Genomic DNA, 19967 nt, shown 5'->3' with positions numbered 1-19967 from the left:
CTACCGTCTCCGAATTTCGGTGTGCGGGGCTTCAGGTCGAGCTGGAGTGGAGGGGACCAGGGGGTGCGGGGTGAGGGGGGTGTGGAGGGTGCGCAGGGCGTGGGGTTACGGCGCGGTCCGAGGTCCGGGACGGCGCCCTCGGGACCCGGACCGGCGGTCTCGGGACCCGGGACGGTGCCCTCAGGCCCCGGGCCGACGCCCTCAGGACCGGGCGCTGTGCTCGGCGCCGAGCAGCGAGGCGACCAGCCGGAGGACGATGCCGGGTGTCGAGCGGTGGAAGAAGTGCCCGCCGGCCAGGGTGAACACCCGGAAGTCGGCCGTCGTGTGGCGGGCCCACTCGGCGGCCAGCCGTGGTGTCACCAGCGGGTCGCTCGACCCGGCGAGCGCGCGGATCGGGACCGGCAGCGGGTCGAGCGCCGTGGTGGCGCCCCGGCCGGAGGTGTGGCTGTGCACGAGGCTCAGGTCGTCGCGCAGCACGGAGACGGCGAGCCGGAGCCACTCCGGGTAGCGCCGCACCAGCTCGGGCAGCCCGCCGAGGCCGGCCATCCATGCCGTCAGCTCTTCGTCGGTGCGCCGCTGCGGGGGGACGCCGTCGTCCAGGTGCGGCCGGTGCGGCGGCGGGCAGGCCCCGACGAGGAGTTGCCGGGGCGGGGTGAGACCGCGCTCGATCCGCCGCCGGGTCAGCGCGTGGGCGACGATGCCGCCCATGCTGTGCCCGTAGAAGGCGTAGGGAGCGTCGAGCAGCGGGTCGAGCGCCTCGTCGAGCTCGTCGACGAGCCGCGCGAACTCCCGCAGCCTGGGCTCCTTGACCCGGTGCTCGCGGCCGGGCAGCTGCACCGGTACGACGGCGACGGCGCCGCCCAGACGCTCCTGCCAGCCGGAGAACGAGGAGGCCGCGCCGCCCGCGTGGTGGAAGCAGAACAGTCGCAGCGGCGCCCGCGTCGGGTCGGGCTGCCGGGGCAGCAGATACGCCGAACGGGCCGGGCCCGGGGCCGAGCCCCGGCGGGCCGGCACGGTCGTACCGGACCCGACGGAGGCGCCGGTCATGTCCCCACCGTCCGTGCCGCCGCCGTGAGCGCGAAGATGTCGTGGAGGCTGGTCGACTCCAGGACCTGCGTCATCGGCACCCGCTGCCCGGTCTCCCGCTCGATCGCGGTCAGCAGCGTCAGCAGGTGGAGCGAGTCCCAGCCGGGCAGTTCGTCGAATCCGGCGCCGACCGTCGCGGGCGTGAGGGACAGACCGATCTCGCTCTCCACGAGGGTGAGGAAGTCGTCGAGGTTCTTCACTGGTGCAGCCCTCCCAGGCTCAGGGTCAGCCGGACGTGTTCCGGCGGCGCGGTGATGTCCGCCAGGTCGTGACGGAAGAGGACGGGCGAGCTGTCGGGGCCGGCGCCCGGGGCGGCCGGCGCGAAGCCGTTGGCGGGATAGAAGTCCCGCACCTTGCCGTTCTTGGCCGACGGCCGGTAGCCGGCCCGTGCCGTGCTCAGACCCTGCTCACGAGCGTGGCCGAGCAGCGCCGACAGGCAGGCCTGCTCGATGCCGCGGGCGAACACCCGGCAGCTGAGCAGGAAGTTGTCGATGACGAGGGCGTCGTCGTCGCGGTGGGCGAGGACGGCGCCGACGACGCCGTTGTCGCCGAACCGGTCGCCCGAGCGGATGGTCAGGACGAGCGAGCCCGGCGCTGCCGCCCGCTCGGCCACCTCCGCCTCCTGGAGCCGCTCGGTGGTCAGGTTGAACTGGTTCGTGCGCAAGGTCAGTTGGGAGACCCGGGCCAGTTCTGCGGGTGAGGCGTCGGCGAACCGCACCTGGACTTCCAGCTCGCGCAGGTAGTCGTCGAGGGACGAGAAGCTGTCCAGGAAGTCCTTGCGGTCCAGATCCTCCCGGTACCGCTCGGGGCGCTTCAGATCGTCGGCCGTGACGTCCCGTACGGTGAACCAGCCGTCTCGCAGCAGCTTCTCGACGTGCAGCGCCGGCTCGTCGTCGAGCGCGACCACCGCGACGTCCGGCAGCTCACGGGTGACCAGGCCGCACTCGTACGGACTGTCGTCGGCGAACACGAAGCTGTCGACGCCGAGGTTCAGCTCGGCGGCCAGCTCGCGCAGATTGTCGTGCTTGGGACGCCAGTTGGCGACCACGCGGACGAAGTCGTCCTCGCGCAACGTCATGTCCGGGTGCGAGCCGAGCACCTCGCGCACCGGCTCCAGGTCGTTCTTGCTGACCGCGGCGAGCAGCACGCCCTGCGAGGCGATCTGCCGCGCCGAACGTTGCAGCTTGCGGAAGGCCTCGCCGCGGTAGGAGCCGGACACCTCGATGCCCTCGATCCCGTCGTCGCCGAGGATCCCGCCCCACACCGTGTTGTCCAGGTCGAGGACCAGGACCTTCTTCGCCCGCCCGGCGGTCGCGCGGAACACGCCGGCGAGCTCGCCCGCGTACGCCGCCTGCGCCTCGGGTGACAGCTCGGTGTGCGTGTAGACGCCGAGCCGGTCGTCGCGCAGCGGCAGCTCCGCGCCGAGCAGCGGGTCGAGGTCGAGGACGGTCAGCGAGGGGTGCTCGTCCATCAGGCGCAGCAGGCGCGCGTTGGCCTCCCGCCACACCGCGCCGAGCCGCGCCCGGTCGCGCAGCGCGACCAGCTGCGCCGGCCACTCGCGCGGCAGCGGAAGGGTGTTGAGGACCAGGGTGCCGCGGCCCACACCGTCGAACACGCCGGCGAGCCCGCCGAGCAGCCGCAGCTTCTCGTCGAAGACCCGGGCCACGTCCTCGGGCCGCCAGGGCAGCGGGACCTCGTCGAAGACGACGGAGGCGTCCAGCAGGCACACGACGGCGTCGGGCTTCGCCGCGTACAGCTCGCTCCCCGTGTCCGACAGGTCGAAGACGTAACTGTCGAAGTCGGACACGTGCGGGCGCAGCAGCAGTCCGTGCCGGGCCAGCTCGGCGGTGACCGGCGCGACGAGACCGGACACGGTGCTGTGCCCGGTGAAGGCCACCGACACCACCGGTGTGCCCGGGTGTTCGGCGAGCACGGCGTCCGGGCCGACGCGGGCCAGCAGGTTGCCCGCCCGGCGCCGCCCGGCGGTGTCGGTGGCGCCGACCAGCGCCCGAACCCGCGGGTACTCGGCGGCCACCCGGCCCCGCTCGTGCAGCGACCGCAGCGTGCCGTCGTCGTCCGTCTTCTCGACCATTCCCAGCTCTCCCGTACGTCGGGTGCGACGTCGGCCATGCTTGGCGAGCGTTCTAAAGCCGCCCTTGCAGCCGCCTATGCCGGGTCTTGCGGATCTCGGTGCGAGGGGAGCGGCGTCAGAGCGGGGTTAGGCCCTCTTAAGTCGTGGTTTGGCGAGCCCGCCTAGATCTTGGTCCGCGCAACGGCGTGAACGGCGGCCGGCCGACCCGGCCGTCTCGGCGACCGCGATTCCTTGGAGGAACACATGGCGACCGCACTTTCCGCAGAGCTGGAGTTCGACCTCGACCTCGACCTGGAGGTCGTCGTCCAGGACGCCCCGGCGACGGAGGCCAAGTCCTTCACGGGCACCGGCACCTGTCTCTCCTGCCCGGTCACGTCCTGGCACTGCTGATCGGCCCCACCGGCTGATCGCGCGCCGGGCGGCACGGCCCTCCGGGGCCCGCGCCGCCCGGCGCACCCATGCCACTGCCACCACGTACGCACGTACACATGTACGCACGCACAGAACGGACCGGGGACGGACACGTGACGGACAGCGAGATCTTCGACGCCGCCGGGACGGTGCTGCTGCGCGCCGCCGCCCGCCCCGTGCCACCCGCCGACGGCGCGCCCCCCGCTTGCGGCGCCGTCGACCTCGACTTCGCCTCCGACGAGGAGCTGCGGGCCGAGGTCGTGCGGCTCGCGGGCGACCCGGTCTTCCTCGCGGCGGTACGGCTCGCCAGCCCGAGCCTGGCCGACGAGGCCGAGAAGGTACGGGCCGGGGCCCCGACCAAGCGCAGGCGACTCGTACGTACGGTCGTCTCGCTCACCAAGTACCGCCTCCGTGCCACCTTCCGGGCCACCCCCTTCGGCCACTTCGCGGGCGTCGCGCTCGCCGGTACCGACATCGGCACCGGTACCGACGTCGTACGGGAGGTGGGCGACGCGCACCGGAGCGCGAGCCGGCCCGACGCGGCCTGGCTGCACGGCCTGCTCGCCGACGAGGTCGTCACGACCCCGGGACTGCGCGAGCGCGCCGCCCTGACCGCCAACCCGCTGCGCACCGTACGCGACGGCCGCGTGGTCCTCGTCGACCACCACGATCCCGGCGGGAAGCACCAGTTGGCGCACTCCGTGCGGTCCAGCGCGGTCGTCGCCCATGTCCTGGAGCGCGCCGCCGAGCCGGTCGCCTGGCCCGAGCTGGTCGCCGGACTCGCCGAGAGCTTCCCGCAGGCCCCGGCGGCGACCGTCGAGCGGACGGTGGCGCAACTGGTGGGCGGTGGCTTCCTGTTGAGCGACCTGATGCCGCCGCCCGACCACACGGCCCCGCTCGACCACGTCCTCGACCGTCTCGCGGGCGTCGCCCACCCGTTGCCCCGGGCCCTCGCCGGGATACGTGCCGGGCTCGCCGCCCTGGACACGGCACCGCCCGCCGGGCGTGGCCCGGCGCTCGCCGAGGTCACCGCCCGGATGCGGGCGCTGCGCGAGGCCGACGACCTGATCCAGTCGGACCTGCGGCTCGACGCGCGGCTCGTCCTGCCGGCCGAGGTCGGCCGGCAGGCCGAGCGGGCAGCCGCCGCCCTCTGGCGGACCACGGCCACCCGCCCGGGCATGCCGCACCTGCGCGCGTACCACCTGGCCTTCCTGGAGCGGTACGGCACCGAGCGGGCCGTGCCGCTGCTCGAACTCCTCGACGAGGCGCGCGGCCTCGGCCTCCCCGAGTCCTACCGGAGCGGCGCGGGCGCGGACGGCACACCGGCCGAGCCGACGTCCCCCTCGGCGGACGGCCGCCGCCGCGACCAGTTCCTCGGAGAGCTGTTGCAGGCGGCCCTGCGGAGCCCGGACGGGGGCGGGGACAGCCCCGCCGAGATCGTCCTCGACGACACGACACTGGAGGCGCTGGGCGAGTCGACGGAGGGCAGCGCCCCGGAGCGCGGAGTGCCGACCTCGCTCGAACTGGGCGCCGAACTCGCCGCCCGGAGCTGGGAGGCCCTGCTCGCCGGCGACTTCCACCTGGTCCTGGGCGCGAACCCCGGCTCGCCCCGAGCGGGCGCCACGTTCGGCCGCTTCGCACCGGTCCTGGCCGACGGCGGCGCGGCACTCGCGGCGATCGTCGCGCGGGCGGAGGGGCTGGCGGGGCAGTCGGCGGGGGACGGGGCGGGCCGGTCGGCGGGGGGCGAGGCGGGGCGGTCGGCGGAGGGTGAGACAGGGCGGCCCGACGTGGACTCGGCGGGCCGGTCCGCGGGGGATCCGGCGGGGAGTTCCGCAGATGGTGAGGCGGGCCGGTCCGCTCTGGACTCGGTGGGTGGGTCCGCGGTGGACGCGGAGAGCCGGTCCGCCGAGGACCCGGCGGTGGACCCGGTGCGGCCTCCCTCGGCGGATGTGCCCCGCGCCCCGACGGGCGAACTGGTCGCCACCGTCGCGTACCGGCCCCGCGTCGCCCGTTCCGCGAACGTCGCCACCGTGCCCCCGTTGCTCCCGTACCGCATCCCGCTCGGCGTCCCGGCCTCCGCCGCCCGCGACGACACCACGGACCTGCGCCCCGAGGACCTTGCCGTCCACGCCGACCTGAACCGGATGTGGATCGTCCACACGCCGACGGGCCGGGCGGTGCGCCCGGTGTCGCACTCGATGCTCAATCCCGGCAGCGGTCATCTGCCGTACGTGGCACGCTTCCTGCTCGAACTCGGCTACGAGGGCCACGACTGGTGCGCCCCCTGGAACTGGGGCTCCTGGGCCGCCGCCCCGGCCCTGCCCCGGGTCCGGCTGGGCCGCACCGTGCTCGCGCCCGCCCGCTGGCTCCCGGACAGCGCGCTGCGCGAGGACGCCGCCGCCCGTACCGACGGCACGGGCCCGGGCTGGCGCGAGGCCGTCGCCGGGTGGCGACTGCGCCTCGGGGTACCCCGGTACGTGCTGCTCGCGCGGGCGGACAACCGGGTCACGGTCGACCTCGACGACCCGCGCCATCTGCTCGTCCTGCACGACGAGGTGAAGCGGCCGAGGGGCCTGGTGATCAACGAGTGGTACGGCGGCCCGGACGGCACGGGCTGGTTCGCCGGGCCCGACGGCCCGCACGCCTGCGAACTGGTCGTCCCGCTCTTCGCCCGCCGGCCCCGCGCCGCGGCTGCCCCGGCCGTGCCGCCAGCCGCCGCGCAGGCGCACGCCGGTCGGCGGGCCGTGCTGCCCGGCGGCGAGTGGCTGTACGCCAAGGTGTACGTCCCCGAAGGCCTCCAGGACCAGGTCCTCTCCCGGCACCTGAGCCGGCTCGTCGACTCGGACGCGGTGCGCGCCGCCGGGCCCGAAGGCTGGTTCTTCCTCCGCTACGCGGACCCCGATCCGCATCTGCGCCTGCGCTTCCGGGGCAAGCCGGAGACCCTGTGGCCGGTGCTGCTGCCGGCCGTACGGGAGTGGGCGGAGGAGCTGCGGGACGTCGGCCTGACGGACCGGCTGGTGCTCGACACGTACGACCCCGAGACGGAGCGGTACGGAGGCCCGGCGGCGCTCGGCCACGCCGAACGGGTCTTCCACGCGGACAGCGCGGGCGTGCTGGCGCAGCTGGCGGGTGGCGGCGACGGCGGCGGGCTGCCGGTGGTCAAGCGGGCCGCGCTCGGCATCCTCGACCTCCTCACCGGGCTCGGCAGCCCGGAGGAGGCCCTCGACTGGCTCGGCGACCCCCGCTTCCTGGCCCGGCGCTCGGAGGTAGCCCGCGCCACGAAGGAGGCCGTCGCCGGCCTCTTCTCCGGCGCCGCCGGTTCCGCGCCGCGCGCCGCCCTCGCCGAGACGCTGACGGCCCTGCGCGCCGCCCTCGCCCCGTACCGCAGGGCCCCGGTCGCGCTGAGCCTCGCGCACATGCACTGCAACCGGTTGATCGGCCCCCGCCGCGAGGAGGAGGTCCTCGCACACGTGACGGCCCGCGAAGGCCTGGCCCTCGCCCTCAGCAGGATGAGGCACAACCGATGACCCAAGCCCACCGAGACAACCGGAACGAGAAAGCCCCGGCTCCGGCTTCGGCCCCGGCCCCGGCCCCGGCTTCGGCTTCGGCCCCAGGCCAGGTCTTGGCCTCCGCACCGGCCTCGACCCTGTCCTCGCCCTCGCCCTCGCCCTCGCCCCCGACTCCGGCCTCGGCCTCGCCCCCGGCCCCGGCCCCGCCCCCGACCCCGGCCCGTACTCCGGCCCCCAGCCCCGACCCCGCCGCCAATCCCACTCACCGCCCAAACTCACGCGACTCCGCACTCCGCGTCGCCCTCGACGTCGCCGAGCGGCTCCGCGATCCCGAGCGGGTCGCCGGGGTCACCGCAGAGGAGTTCGCCGGGGTGCCGGGGGAGTTGATGCTGCCCGGGTGGCAGCCGGCCTCCGTGCTGCTCGGGCATCCCGGCGTCGGTCTGCTGCACGACCGTTGCGCGCGGCACGACGACGCGTGGCGCGCGCCCGCGCACGCGCATCTCGCCGCCGCCACCGCGCTCGCCCCGCGTGAGGGACCCGCGGCCGTCGGGAACCTCTTGCTGCCCGCGCTGCTCGGCGCCGAGTCCACCGGCGGCTACACCCGGCTGCTCGAACGCGGCACCGGCGTGCTCGCCGGGCACGCCCGGGCCCGGGCCGCCGCGCTGCGCGAGCGCCGGGACACCGGGCTCTCGTACCTCGACTACGACGTCGTCGCGGGTCTCACCGGCCAGGGCAGGGTGCTCCTCGCGGCGGCCGTCCGGGGCGACGAGCGGGCCGCCGAGGCCCTGGAGGACGTCCTCGCCCTGCTCGTCGCGCTCACCGAGCCGCGGCGGGTCGACGGCATCGAGGTCCCGGGCTGGTGGTGCGCCCCCGAGCGCTACGCGGTGCCCCGCGACCGGGCCGCCTACCCGCGCGGCGACTTCAACGCGGGCGCCGCCCACGGCGTCTGCGGCCCGCTCGCCCTCCTGTCACTGGCCCACCGGGCCGGCCACGGCGTGCCGGGCACCCCCGACGCGCTCCGGCGGATCACCGACTGGGTGGGCGGTCACGCGTACGAGGACGGGCACGGCGCGGTCGCGTGGCCCGGCCGGGTCGCCTTCGACGAGGAGACCGGCGCCGCGCCGCCCGCCCGGGGCGCGACGACGCGGGCCGGGTGGTGCTACGGCACCGCCGGCATCGCCGGCGCGCTCCACCTGGCCGGCACGGAGCTGGGCGACCCCGCGGTCTCCCGCCTGGCCGTCGACGCGATGACCGCCCTCCTCGCCCGGCCGCTCGCCGAACTCGGCGGCGACGACCCGGGTTTCTGCCACGGCCTCGCAGGCGTCCTGCACGCCGCCGTCCGGCTCGCCGAACGCACCGGCGAGCCGGCGCTCTGGCGCGGCTCCGACCGCCTCGCGGACGCGCTGGTCTCCCTCCACGACACCGAATCCGCCTTCGGATACCGCCAGTTGGTACGGACTCCCGGAGGTACGGTCGTCCTGGAGAGCCCGTCGCTCATCGACGGCGCCGCCGGCGTCGCCCTGACCCTCCTCGGCTACGCGGAGGCGGCGCGGGCCCAAAGGCCGAGGGCCCCGGCCACCGTGGACGGGGTCACCACGGATGGGGCCGCCACGGACCCGACCGCCCCGGCCGGGGCCGCCGACGGGCTCCCCACGGACTGGGACGCGGTCTTCCTGACCTCGTGATGACCACCGCGTGTGCACCGCCGTCCGGCCGGGCCCTTCCGGCCACGCCCGTCCGGCCAGGCCTCGGGCCGCACCGGAACCGACCGACGACAGGAACGACGGCATGACCGAGAGCAAGGGCCGCCTGCTGGCCATCAGCGACCTGCACGTCGCCTACCGGCAGAACCGGGCGATCGTGGAGTCGCTGCGCCCCACGACGGACGACGACTGGCTGCTCGTAGCCGGAGACGTCGGCGAGCTGTCCGAGGACATCGAGTGGGCCCTGTCCCTGCTGAGCGAGCGCTTCGCCCAGGTGGTGTGGACACCCGGCAACCACGAACTGTGGACGCCGAAGGAGGACCGGGTCCAACTGCGGGGCCAGGAGCGGTACGAGCACCTGGTCGCCCTGTGCCGCCGCCTAGGCGTCCTGACGCCCGAGGACCCGTACCCCGTGTGGCGCGGCGTGGGCGGCCCGGTCACGGTCGCGCCGCTCTTCGTGCTGTACGACTACTCGTTCCGCGTGCCCGGCGTCACCACCAAGGAGGAGTCCCTCGCCCGCGCCGAGGAGAACGGCATCGTCTGCACCGACGAGTTCTTCCTCCACCCCGACCCGTACCCGAGCCGCGAGGCCTGGTGCGAGGCCCGCGTCGCGCTGACCGAGAAGCGCCTCGCGGCCGTCGACCCGGAGCTGCCGACGGTGCTCGTCAACCACTACCCGCTCGTCCGCGAACCCACCCGGATCCTGCGCCACCCCGACTTCGCGCAGTGGTGCGGCACGGAACGGACCGCGGACTGGCACCTCCGCTTCCGGGCCCGCGCGGTCGTCTACGGCCATCTGCACATCCCCCGGACGACCTGGCACGACGGGGTGCGCTTCGAGGAGGTGTCGGTCGGCTACCCGCGCGAGTGGAGCCGGCCGCGCCACCCGGAGGTCGGCCTCCGCCGGATCCTCCCCGAGGAGCGCGAGCACGGGGAACGCGAGCACGGGGAACGCAAGCCCGGGGAGCGCAAGTGATCGAACGCCTCGTGCCGGAGAGCGTCGTCGCCGTGGACGCCTTCGAGGACATCGCCGAGCCCGGCGACCTCCACCCGGAGGAGTCCGCGCTGATAGCGAAGGCCGTGGACACCCGGCGCCGCGAGTTCACCACCGCCCGCCGGTGCGCCCGGCAGGCCCTGGCGGCCCTGGGCGCGCCCGCCGCGCCGCTGCTCCCCGGCCCGCACGGCGCACCGGTCTGGCCCGAGGGCACCCTCGGCAGCATCACCCACTGCGCGGGCTTCCGCGCGGCGGTCGCCGCCCGCTCGCCCGGCGTCGCCGCCCTCGGCATCGACGCCGAACCGAACGAACCCGTGCCCGACGGCGTCCTCGGGGCCATCGCCCTGCCCGGCGAGCAGCGGCATCTGCGCGAGCTGGCGCGGGCGGAGCCGGAAGTCCGCTGGGACCGGCTGCTGTTCAGCGCGAAGGAGGCCGTGTACAAGTCCTGGTACCCCTGGACCGGTCAGCGCCTGCGCTTCGAGGACGCGGCCCTCACCTTCACCCTGGACGAGGGCACGGACGACAGCGGCAGCCGCCTCCGCGGCGCCTTCACGGCCCGCATCCTGCCCCTCGCCCCGCCGGGCCGGGACCTGCCGGCCCGGCTCGAAGGGCGCTGGCTCGCCGAGCGCGGACTCCTGCTCACCGCGATCACGGTCGTCTGATCCGTACGTGGGGCCAGGACGGACGCAGGGCGGGCGCAGGACACGGAGGCCGGACGGGTCGCCGGGCCGGGCCGGTCATCTCTCCGGAGACGCCTCCGGGCGCGCGTACGTCCGGCCCTTCCACGCCGCACCGACACCCCGGTAGTGCCGCACCGCCGAGTCCACCGTCATCAGGAGATACAGGAACGCGGTGAACGGCAGCAGCGGTGCGAGCCACGACGGCTGCCGGTAGTAGCGGAGCATCGGCAGATACGTCCCCGCCATGACCGCCCAGGCCGCGCCACCGGCCCACGCCGCCACCCCGTCCCCGCCCGCCAGCCCCGCCACCAGGGCCACCGGCGGCACCAGGTACACCAGCACCAGACCCGCCACCGTCCCCAGGAGCAGCAGCGGGTTGTGCCGCAACTGCGCGTACGCGCTGCGCGTCACCATCCGCCACAGCTCGCCGAGCCCCGGATACGGGCGCACGCTGTCGACCCGGTCCGCGAGACCCAGCCAGATCCGGCCGCCCGACCGCCGCACCGCCCGCGCCAGCGACACGTCGTCGATCACCGCCTGCCGGATCACCTCCGGAACGCCCGCCGCCACCGCGGTCTCCGTCCGCAGCAGCACGCAGCCACCTGCCGCCGCCGTCGCCAGCGGGCGCTTCCGGTTGATCCACCGGAAGGGATAGAGCTGGGCGAAGAAGTAGACGAACGCCGGCACCACCAGCCGCTCCCACGGGCTCACGACCCGGAGCCTGGCCATCTGCGACACCAGGTCCAGTTCGTGCCCCACCGCCGCCGCCACGAGCAGCCGCAGGCTGTCCGGCTCGTGCGCGATGTCCGCGTCCGTCAGGAGCAGGAACTCCGGCCCACGCGCGCGTGCCAGCGCCATGCCGTGCCGCAGCGCCCACAGCTTGCCCGTCCAGCCCGGCTCGGGTTCACCGGGCGACACCACCGTCAGGGGCAGCCCGCCGCACCGGCGGGCCAGCTCGACCGCGAGCGCCCCCGTCCCGTCCGCACTCCCGTCGTCCACGAGGACCACCTCCGCGACGCCCGGATAGTCCTGTGCGAGCAGTGACGGCAGACTCAGCGGCAGCACCCCGGCCTCGTCCCGGGCCGGTACGACGACGGCCACACGCGGCCACCGGTCCGCGTCCCCGCGCGAGACCGACCCGCGTGCGTCCCCGCCCGAGCCCGACCCGCTCGCGGGCCCGCGAGCCGCCGATGGCAGGCGTTGGTCCGTACGCCAGAAGAACCCCTGGCCCAGCAGCAGCCAGACCCAGACGGCCAGGGAAGCGAGCGCGAACCAGGCGAGGGTGCTCATTCGCGGCAGTCTGCCCCAGATCGCGGGGGATATGAGGCTCATCAGCTAGGGTGACCGGGTGAAGATCGCGCTCATGGACTCCGGAATCGGCCTGCTCCCGGCAGCGGCCGCGGTGCGGCGCCTCCGGCCCGACGCCGATCTGCTGCTCTCCAACGACCCCGACGGCATGCCGTGGGGCCCTCGTACCCCCGAGGACCTCACCGGACGCGCCCTCGCCGTCGCGCTCGCCGCGGCCGAGCACGACCCGCAGGCGCTGATCGTGGCCTGCAACACCGCCACCGTGCACGCCCTGCCCGCCATCCGTGCCGCCCTCGAACCGCACATCGCCGTCATCGGCACCGTGCCCGCGATCAAGCCCGCCGCCGCCGGTGGCGGCAAGGTCGCCATCTGGGCCACCCCGGCCACCACCGGCAGCGCCTACCAGCGAGGGCTCATCCGCGACTTCGCCGACGGCGCCGAGGTCACCGAGGTGCCCTGCCCCGGACTCGCCGACGCCGTGGAGCACGCCGACCCCGAGGCCGTGGACCGCGCGGTCGCCGCCGCCGCGGCGCTCACCCCCCGCGACGTCCACACCGTCGTCCTCGGCTGCACCCACTACGAACTGGTCGAGGAGCGCATCCTCGCCGCCCTCGAAGCCCGTGGCCGCGCCGGACTGCCCCCGCTCGTCTTCCACGGCTCCGCCGACGCCGTCGCCGCCCAGGCGCTGCGCCGGGTCGGCTCCGAACCCGCCCCCGACGCGGACCCCACCGGCACCCTCTCCGTCCTGCTCAGCGGGCGCCCCGGCACGCTCCCCGCCACCGCCCTCGGCTACGCCGAAGGCCGCACCCTCGGGACGGTGGCGGCCGCGCACTGAGCGTCGCCCCCCGACCGTCACGAGGCCGCCCGCCCTCCCCGTACACCCTCCACCCGTGCTCACCGAGCGTGAGCGGACCGCTTCGCTCCGGCGCGCTGCGCGGGGCGATCCTGGGTATTCTTCCCGGTATGAGGCAGCATGCCCGGAAACCGCGTGCCGACGAGCGGACCCCCGCCGTCTGGACCGGCCGCGCCACCAACCGCTTCCAGTGGGTCGCGGCCGCCGCCGGCGCCGCCTGCATGGCCCTCGGCATCACCCTCGCCGTCGAATCGGCCTGGACCTCCGGCATCGCACCCCTCCTCATGGCCGTGATCGGCTGCGTCGCCGCCGGACTCCTCGTCCTCTTCGGCACGCTTGCCTTCGTCCACGTGGCCGTGAAGGTCGACGACCGCGCGATGGAGGTCCGCTGCGGCCACATCGGTGTGCCGCGCCGCCGCATCCCCCTCTCCCATGTCGTCGGCGCCGACTTCGAGCCGAGCGTCACCCCGCGCCACTGGGGCGGCTGGGGCTACCGCTGGCGCCCCGAGATGGGTACGGCGGTGGTCGTCCGCAGGGGCGAGGGCCTGGTCCTGCGCCTCGGCGACGGGCGTACGTTCACGGTGACCGTCGACGACGCGGAATCCGCGGTACGGGTCATCCGGGACCGCCTCGCCCACCCGGTCCCGCCCGGACCGCCCACACCGACCGGGGCGTGAGCCCCCGGAAACGCCGCGCGGGACACGCGCCCCCGGGCGCACGGGCGGGGGCCGGGCAGGTCATCCGCTTCGACCGGGGGGCCACCCCAGTTCCCGTACCCCCGTCGCACCGGCCTCCGCGCCCACAGGGGCGACCCGTAGACTCCGCAAGGTGAGCGCCACCATCACCCCCGTCGACGTGTCCGGAGCCGACACCGCACCCACGCCGGGTTCCCGGCTGCTGCGGTTCGTGCGACCCGGGACGGCCCTGCTGTCCGGGTTCCTGCTCTACCTGAGCTTCCCGCCGCGCCCCCTTTGGTGGCTCGCGCTGCCCGCCTTCGCCCTGCTCGGCTGGACCCTGCGGGGCCGCCGGCTCCGCGCCGGGTTCGGCCTCGGATACCTCGCCGGGCTCGGCTTCCTGCTTCCCCTCCTCGTCTGGACCGGTGAAGAGGTCGGGGCCGGCCCCTGGCTCGCGCTCGCCGCCGTCGAGGCACTGTTCGTGGCCGCGGCGGGACTCGGCATCGCCGCCGTGTCCCGGCTCCCGTGGTGGCCGTTCTTCGCCGCCGGGGTGTGGATCCTCGCGGAGGCGGCACGCGCGCGCGTGCCCTTCGGCGGCTTCCCCTGGGGCAAGATCGCCTTCGGACAGGCCGACGGCGTCTTCCTGCCGCTCGCGGCCGTCGGCGGCACCCCCGTGCTCGGCTTCGCCGTCGCCCTCTGCGGCTTCGGTCTGTACGAGGTGTACCGCCGGGTCCGGGTCTACCGCGCCACCGGCACCGTCCCGCGCGGCCCGCTCGCCGCCGCCGCGCTCTCCGTGCTCCTCCCGGTCACCGGCGCCCTCGCGGCGCTCCCGCTCGTCGACGACTCGGCCGAGGACGGCACCGCGACCGTCGCCGCCGTCCAGGGCAACGTGCCCCGCCTCGGCCTGGACTTCAACTCCCAGCGCCGGGCCGTCCTCGACAACCACGTCGCCCGCACCCGCGAACTCGCCGCCGACGTCAAGGCGGGCCGCGCCCCGCAGCCCGACTTCGTGCTCTGGCCCGAGAACTCCTCGGACATCGACCCCTACGCGAACGCCGACGCGGCCGACGTCATCGACGGCGCCGTCCGCGCCATCGGCGTACCGACCGTGATCGGCGCGGTCGTGACGCCCGAGACCGGCAAGCTCCGCAACACCCTCATCGAGTGGGACCCGCGGCGCGGACCGGTCGCCACCTACGACAAGCGGCACGTCCAGCCCTTCGGCGAGTACATCCCGATGCGCTCCTTCGTCCGCCTCTTCAACAGCAACGTCGACCGGGTCAGCCGAGACTTCGGCGCCGGTACGAAGGTCGGCGTCTTCGACCTGGCCGGCACCAAGGTCGGGCTCGCCACCTGCTACGAGGCCGCCTTCGACTGGGCGGTCCGCGACACCGTCACCCACGGCGCCCAGCTCATCTCCGTGCCCAGCAACAACGCCACCTTCGGCCGCAGCGAGATGACCTACCAGCAGCTCGCGATGTCCCGGGTGCGGGCGGTCGAGCACAGCCGGTCGGTCGTCGTCCCCGTCACCAGCGGGGTCAGCGCGGTCATCCGCCCCGACGGCGAGATCGTCGCGCAGACGAAGATGTTCACCCCGGACGTCCTGGTCGAGAAGGTGCCGCTGCGCTCCTCGCTGACCCCGGCGACCCGGATGGGCACCCTGCCGGAGGCCCTGCTCGTCGCGCTCGCGGCGGTCGGCCTCGGCTGGTCGGCCCTCCGTTCCGTACGAGCCCGCCGGTCCCGGGCGAACTGATGATCTAGGGTCGGGTCCATGCCTACCCCTGACTTCATCCGCGCCCTGCGCGAGACGGCCGGCCAGCAGCTTCTCTTCCTGCCCGGGGTGAGCGCCGTCGTCTTCGACGACCGGGGCCGGGTGCTGCTCGGCCGGCGGTCCGACAACGGCCGCTGGGCGGTCATCGGCGGCATCGTCGAACCCGGTGAGCAGCCCGCCGACTGCGCGGTCCGCGAGGTGTTCGAGGAGACCGCGGTGCGCTGCGAGGTCGAGCGGATCGTGCTCGTCGAGACCCTGCGCAAGCCCGTCGTCTACCCCAACGGCGACCAGTGCCAGTTCCTGGACGTCTCCTTCCGCTGTCGCGCGGTGGGCGGCGAGGCGCGGGTCAACGACGAGGAGTCCACCGAGGTCGGCTGGTTCGACGTGGACGACCTGCCGGAGATGAAGCGTTTCTCGTATCTGCGGATCGAGAAGGCACTCGCCGACGAACCCACATGGTTCCGCACCACAGCAACCGACTGAACTATGGGCTGGACACACATGGGTGAGGGAGAGGCCCCTTCATAGGGTGCGGAACATGAGCGCCCCCAACACCGCCCTCGGATCCGGCTCCACCGAGCCCCTGCCCCGTGCCGTCGTCCTCGACCTCACCGGCCGCACCGCGCTCGTCACCGGCGCGGCCGGCGGCATCGGGCGCGCCTGCGCCCTGCGGCTCGCCGCCTGCGGGGCCACGGTCAGAGCCGTCGACCGGGCGGCCGAGGGCCTGGAGAGCCTGGCCGAGGAGGCCGCCGGGCTCCCGGGCGACCTCGAACCCCGCCTGCTCGACCTCACCGACCTGGACGCCGCGGAAGCCGCCGCGGCGGGCACCGACATCCTCGTCAACAACGCCGGACTCCAGCTGGTCCGGCCCATCGAGGAGTTCCCGCCGGAGGTCTTCCACACCGTCCTCACCGTGATGCTGGAAGCGCCCTTCCGGCTCATCCGGGGCGCCCTGCCGCACATGTACGCGCAGGGCTGGGGCCGGATCGTCAACCTCTCCTCCGTCCACGGGCTGCGGGCCTCCGCCTTCAAATCCGCGTACGTGTCGGCCAAGCACGGCCTGGAGGGGCTCTCCAAGACCGCCGCCCTCGAAGGCGCCCCGCACGGGGTCACCTCCAACTGTGTCAACCCCGGCTACGTACGCACCCCGCTGGTCGAACGGCAGGTCGCCGACCAGGCGGCGGCGCACGGCATCCCCCCGGAACGCGTCCTCACCGAGGTCATGCTCAAGGACTCGGCGCTCAAGCGCCTCATCGAGCCCGAGGAGGTCGCCGAGGCGGTCCTCTACCTCTGCACCCCCCAGGCCTCGTTCATCACCGGCACTTCCCTCGCCCTCGACGGCGGCTGGACCGCCCACTGAGCGCCGCCCCTGTGCCCCCGGAGCCCCGGCCCGGGCCGCCGGCCCCCGGGAAGGTTGTCCACAGGGGTGGTGCGACCACACGTACGGCAGGTATCCCTGTGTCCATGTCCCACGAACACGTCTCCTACCTGGAACTCCTCGCGCGGGGAGCGGCGACGGAGGCCTACGACAGGCCCGTGCTGCTCGCCCGTGCGAGCGGCGCGGGCCCCGAGGCGCTGGCCGGGCTCGAAGAGGCCAAACAGCTCGCCCTGCGGGTCCGGGCCGAGCTGGAGGGGCGGCGACGGCGCGAGGCGGAGCTCTCCGCGCTCTTCGCCACCGCCCACGACCTCGCGGGACTCCGTGACCTCGACGCCGTGCTGCGCGCCATCGTCCAGCGCGCCCGCGCGCTCCTCGGCACCGAGGTCGCCTATCTCAGCCTCAACGACCCGGCCGCCGGCGACACGTACATGCGGGTCACCGAGGGCTCGGTCTCCGCCCGCTTCCAGCAGGTCCGCCTGGGCATGGGCGAGGGCCTCGGCGGCCTCGTGGCCCAGACCGCCCGCCCGTACGTCACCGACGACTACTTCGAGGACCCGCGCTTCCAGCACACCCGCACCATCGACGCGGCGGTGCGCGACGAGGGCCTCGTCGCCATCCTCGGCGTACCCCTCAGCCTCGGCAGCCAGGTGATCGGCGTCCTGTTCGCCGCCGACCGCAGGGCCAGGGTCTTCGAGCGCGAGCAGGTCGCGCTGCTCGGCTCCTTCGCCGCGCACGCCGCCGTCGCCATCGACACGGCGAATCTGCTCGCCGAGACCCGCTCCGCCCTCGCGGAGCTGGAGCGCGCCAACGACATCATCCGCGAGCACAGCGGGGTCATCGAGCGGGCCTCCGAGGTCCACGACCGGCTCTCCGAACTGGTCCTGCACGGCGGCGGCGTCCACGACGTGGCCGAGGCCGTCTCCGAAGTCCTCGGCGGCACCGTCGAGTTCACCGAGCAGGGCGCGGGAGCGGTACGCCAGGCGGGCGGCCACGCGGTCCGCGAGGGCGAGGACTGGGTGGCCACCGTCTCCGCCGGCGGCGAGACCCTGGGCGCCCTGGTGCTCCACGGGCAGCCCGACCTCGACCCCGTCGACCAGCGCACCCTGGAGCGGGCCGCCCTGGTCACCTCACTGCTGCTGCTCGCCCGCCGTTCCGCAGGCGAGGCCGAACAGCGGGTACGGGGCGAACTCCTCGACGACCTCCTCGACGCACCCGACCGGGACCGCCGCCTCCTCCGCGAGCGCGCGGCCCGGCTCCGGGCCGACAGCGCCGCCCCGCACGTCGTGCTCGCCGCCCGGATCGACCGGGCGGGCGGAGCCGCCGAGACCGACGCGGCCGACTCCGGCGGACGCGAGAGCGCGGACCGGCAGCGCCTCTGGTCGGCGGCCACCCACCTGGCCGCCACCCGCCACGGACTCGCCTCGGCGCGCGACGGCGGGACGGTCCTGCTGCTGCCGCTCGGCCCGGGGGAGAAGGCCGCCGACCTGGCCCGCCAGACCGCGCGGAGCCTCGGCGGCACCCTGCGCGAACCCGTCACCGTCGGCGCCTCCGCCCCGGTGCGGGCCCCGCTCGACCGCCCCGACCAGGTGGCGGGGGCGTACGAGGAGGCCCGCCGCTGCCTGGACGCGCTGCGGCTCCTGCACCGCTCGGGCCAGGGCGCCGCGGCGGAGGACCTGGGCTTCCTCGGACTCCTCCTGGCGGACAGCCGGGACATCGACGGCTTCGTCGACCGGACCGTGGGCCAGGTCGTCGCCTACGACCTGCGCCGGGGCACGGACCTGGTCCGCACCCTGGACGCCTACTTCGCCAGCGGCATGAGCCCCGCCCGTACCAAGGACGAACTCCACGTCCACGTCAACACGGTGGCCCAGCGCCTGGAGCGGGTCGGCCGGCTCCTCGGCCCCGACTGGCAGTCCCCGGCCCGCGCCCTGGAGATCCAGCTGGCCCTGCGTCTGCACGCCCTCTCGGACGCGGTCACCGGCACCTGACCCCGGACGGCCCCGTGCCCCGCTCGTCGGCGAGCGGGGCACGGGGCCGAGTACGTCACGGGTGCCGGGCTCAGACGTCGGCGCCCACCTTGGTGTCCGAGGGGGTCCGGTCCTCGATCTCCCCGAGGTCGCGGTCACGGGTCTCGCGGGCACAGGCGATGGCGACGACGGTGAGCAGCGCGGCGCCGATCACGTACAGGGCGATCGGGGTGGAGCTGCCGTAGTCGGCGAGGAGCGCGGTCGCGATGAGCGGCGCGGGCGCGCCGGCGGCCACGGAGGAGAACTGGGCTCCGATGGAGGCCCCGGAGTAGCGCATCCGGGTCGCGAACATCTCGGAGAAGAACGCGGCCTGCGGCGCGTACATCGCCCCGTGCAGGACGAGACCGACCGTCACGGCGAGCAGCAGGCTGCCGAAGGTGCCCCGGTCGATGAGGGTGAAGAACGGGAACATCCAGGCACCGACACCGACCGCGCCGATCAGGTAGACGGGGCGGCGGCCGAGCCGGTCGGACAGCGCGCCCCAGAGCGGGATCACCGCGAAGTGAACGGCGGAGCCGATCAGGACGGCGTTGAGGGCGGTCTGCTTGGACAGGCCGACCTGGGTGGTCGCGTAGACGAGGATGAACGCGGTGATCACGTAGTACGAGATGTTCTCGGCCATACGGGCACCCATCGCGATCAGCACGTCGCGCCAGTGGTGCTTCAGGACGGCGACCAGCGGCATCTTCTCGGCCGTGCCCTCATCGGACGTGCGCTGCTCGGCGGCGGCGAGGGCCGCCTTGAAGACGGGCGACTCGTCGACGGAGAGCCGGATCCAGAGGCCGACGATCACCAGGACGCCGGAGAGGAGGAAGGGGACGCGCCAGCCCCAGGAGACGAAGGAGGCGTCCGAGAGCAGCGCGGTCAGCGCGGAGAGCACACCGGTCGCGAGCAACTGCCCGGCGGGCGCCCCGGTCTGCGGCCACGAGGCCCAGAAGCCGCGCCGCTTGGCGTCCCCGTGCTCGGACACCAGCAGTACGGCCCCGCCCCACTCACCGCCGAGCGCGAAGCCCTGCACCAGCCGCAGCACGGTCAGCAGCACGGGAGCGGCGGACCCGACGGTCGCGTGCGTCGGCAGCAACCCGATGGCGAACGTCGCCCCGCCCATCATCAGCAGACTCAGGACCAGCAGCTTCTTCCGCCCGAGCCGGTCCCCGTAGTGCCCGAACACCAGCGCCCCGAGCGGCCGCGCGGCGAACCCGACCGCGTACGTCAGGAAGGACAGCAGCGTCCCGACGAGCGGATCGGAGTCGGGAAAGAACAGCTTGTTGAACACGAGCGCGGCGGCGGACCCGTACAGAAAGAAGTCGTACCACTCGATGGTGGTGCCGATGAGGCTGGCGGCGACGATCCGCTTGAGGGAACCGGGTGGGGTGGGGGAGGTTGTTGCGGCGGCCATGTGCACCACTTCCAGGCAAGTGCGGGGACGATTCGGTGTCGCCACACCGTAGGAAGGGCCAGGTCAGGGGCGTATGTGGTGG

The 19967-nt window shown here is 74.7% G+C and carries 16 protein-coding genes; 11 read left to right on the top strand and 5 right to left on the bottom strand.

The window, feature by feature from the left end:
- Positions 1 to 201: 201 nt before the first annotated feature.
- From V4Y03_RS02645 to V4Y03_RS02635, 3 genes are read right to left on the bottom strand one after another with little or no spacing between them, the layout of a single operon-like run.
- Positions 202 to 1047 (bottom strand): thioesterase II family protein, encoded by an 846-nt coding sequence (locus V4Y03_RS02645; RefSeq protein WP_332433859.1) that lies wholly within the window; start codon positions 1045 to 1047, stop codon positions 202 to 204.
- On the bottom strand, positions 1044 to 1286 hold the full coding sequence (locus tag V4Y03_RS02640; RefSeq protein ID WP_317878355.1) for an acyl carrier protein: 243 nt from the start codon (positions 1284 to 1286) through the stop codon (positions 1044 to 1046). The genes V4Y03_RS02645 and V4Y03_RS02640 overlap by 4 nt, the downstream gene beginning before the upstream one ends.
- A complete protein-coding gene (locus V4Y03_RS02635) occupies positions 1283 to 3178 on the bottom strand; it encodes an HAD-IIIC family phosphatase (protein ID WP_332433858.1) in 1896 nt (631 codons plus the stop codon). The genes V4Y03_RS02640 and V4Y03_RS02635 overlap by 4 nt, the downstream gene beginning before the upstream one ends.
- A gap of 243 nt (positions 3179 to 3421) precedes the next feature.
- Between V4Y03_RS02635 and V4Y03_RS02630 the strand changes: the two genes are divergently transcribed.
- The 5 genes from V4Y03_RS02630 (at position 3422) to V4Y03_RS02610 (ending at position 10457) form a co-directional block, all read left to right on the top strand.
- On the top strand, positions 3422 to 3568 hold the full coding sequence (locus V4Y03_RS02630; protein WP_317878357.1) for a hypothetical protein: 147 nt from the start codon (positions 3422 to 3424) through the stop codon (positions 3566 to 3568).
- 98 nt (positions 3569 to 3666) lie between these two features.
- On the top strand, positions 3667 to 7116 hold the full coding sequence (locus V4Y03_RS02625; protein WP_332433857.1) for a lantibiotic dehydratase: 3450 nt from the start codon (positions 3667 to 3669) through the stop codon (positions 7114 to 7116).
- A 95-nt stretch (positions 7117 to 7211) separates the two neighbouring features.
- Positions 7212 to 8783, top strand: coding sequence for a lanthionine synthetase C family protein (locus V4Y03_RS02620; protein ID WP_332433856.1), 1572 nt, complete (start codon positions 7212 to 7214; stop codon positions 8781 to 8783).
- A gap of 103 nt (positions 8784 to 8886) precedes the next feature.
- The gene (locus V4Y03_RS02615) at positions 8887 to 9777 is read left to right on the top strand and encodes a metallophosphoesterase family protein (RefSeq protein WP_317879058.1); all 891 of its coding nucleotides are present in this window, start codon (positions 8887 to 8889) and stop codon (positions 9775 to 9777) included.
- Positions 9774 to 10457 (top strand): 4'-phosphopantetheinyl transferase family protein, encoded by a 684-nt coding sequence (locus tag V4Y03_RS02610; RefSeq protein WP_332433855.1) that lies wholly within the window; start codon positions 9774 to 9776, stop codon positions 10455 to 10457. Before V4Y03_RS02615 ends, V4Y03_RS02610 begins: the two co-directional genes overlap by 4 nt.
- Before the next feature lie 75 nt (positions 10458 to 10532).
- Here V4Y03_RS02610 and V4Y03_RS02605 read toward each other — a convergent pair whose 3' ends face one another.
- Positions 10533 to 11765 carry a glycosyltransferase gene (locus tag V4Y03_RS02605; protein WP_332433854.1) on the bottom strand — a complete coding sequence of 411 codons (1233 nt, stop codon included), beginning with the start codon at positions 11763 to 11765 and terminating at the stop codon, positions 10533 to 10535.
- Between the two features lie 58 nt (positions 11766 to 11823).
- On the opposite strand from V4Y03_RS02605, the gene V4Y03_RS02600 reads away from it, so the two are divergent.
- The 6 genes from V4Y03_RS02600 (at position 11824) to V4Y03_RS02575 (ending at position 18447) form a co-directional block, all read left to right on the top strand.
- The gene (locus V4Y03_RS02600; protein ID WP_317877535.1) at positions 11824 to 12618 is read left to right on the top strand and encodes a glutamate racemase; all 795 of its coding nucleotides are present in this window, start codon (positions 11824 to 11826) and stop codon (positions 12616 to 12618) included.
- Between the two features lie 128 nt (positions 12619 to 12746).
- On the top strand, positions 12747 to 13313 hold the full coding sequence (locus V4Y03_RS02595; RefSeq protein ID WP_317877536.1) for a hypothetical protein: 567 nt from the start codon (positions 12747 to 12749) through the stop codon (positions 13311 to 13313).
- A gap of 151 nt (positions 13314 to 13464) precedes the next feature.
- A complete protein-coding gene (gene lnt, locus V4Y03_RS02590) occupies positions 13465 to 15063 on the top strand; it encodes an apolipoprotein N-acyltransferase (RefSeq protein ID WP_332433853.1) in 1599 nt (532 codons plus the stop codon).
- An 18-nt stretch (positions 15064 to 15081) separates the two neighbouring features.
- On the top strand, positions 15082 to 15564 hold the full coding sequence (locus V4Y03_RS02585; RefSeq protein ID WP_317877538.1) for an NUDIX hydrolase: 483 nt from the start codon (positions 15082 to 15084) through the stop codon (positions 15562 to 15564).
- A gap of 55 nt (positions 15565 to 15619) precedes the next feature.
- Positions 15620 to 16441, top strand: a complete 822-nt coding sequence (locus V4Y03_RS02580; protein WP_317877539.1) for a 3-hydroxybutyrate dehydrogenase — start codon at positions 15620 to 15622, stop codon at positions 16439 to 16441.
- A gap of 104 nt (positions 16442 to 16545) precedes the next feature.
- Entirely contained in the window at positions 16546 to 18447 is a 1902-nt protein-coding gene (locus V4Y03_RS02575; protein WP_332433852.1) for a helix-turn-helix domain-containing protein, read from the top strand.
- A 70-nt stretch (positions 18448 to 18517) separates the two neighbouring features.
- On the opposite strand, the gene V4Y03_RS02570 is transcribed toward V4Y03_RS02575, so the two are convergent.
- A complete protein-coding gene (locus V4Y03_RS02570; protein ID WP_332433851.1) occupies positions 18518 to 19885 on the bottom strand; it encodes an MFS transporter in 1368 nt (455 codons plus the stop codon).
- Positions 19886 to 19967: the final 82 nt, after the last annotated feature.

It is taken from the genome of Streptomyces sp. P9-A4 (assembly GCF_036634195.1).
In the GTDB taxonomy this organism is placed as follows: domain Bacteria; phylum Actinomycetota; class Actinomycetes; order Streptomycetales; family Streptomycetaceae; genus Streptomyces.
This window is presented reverse-complemented; position numbering and strand designations above follow the sequence as displayed.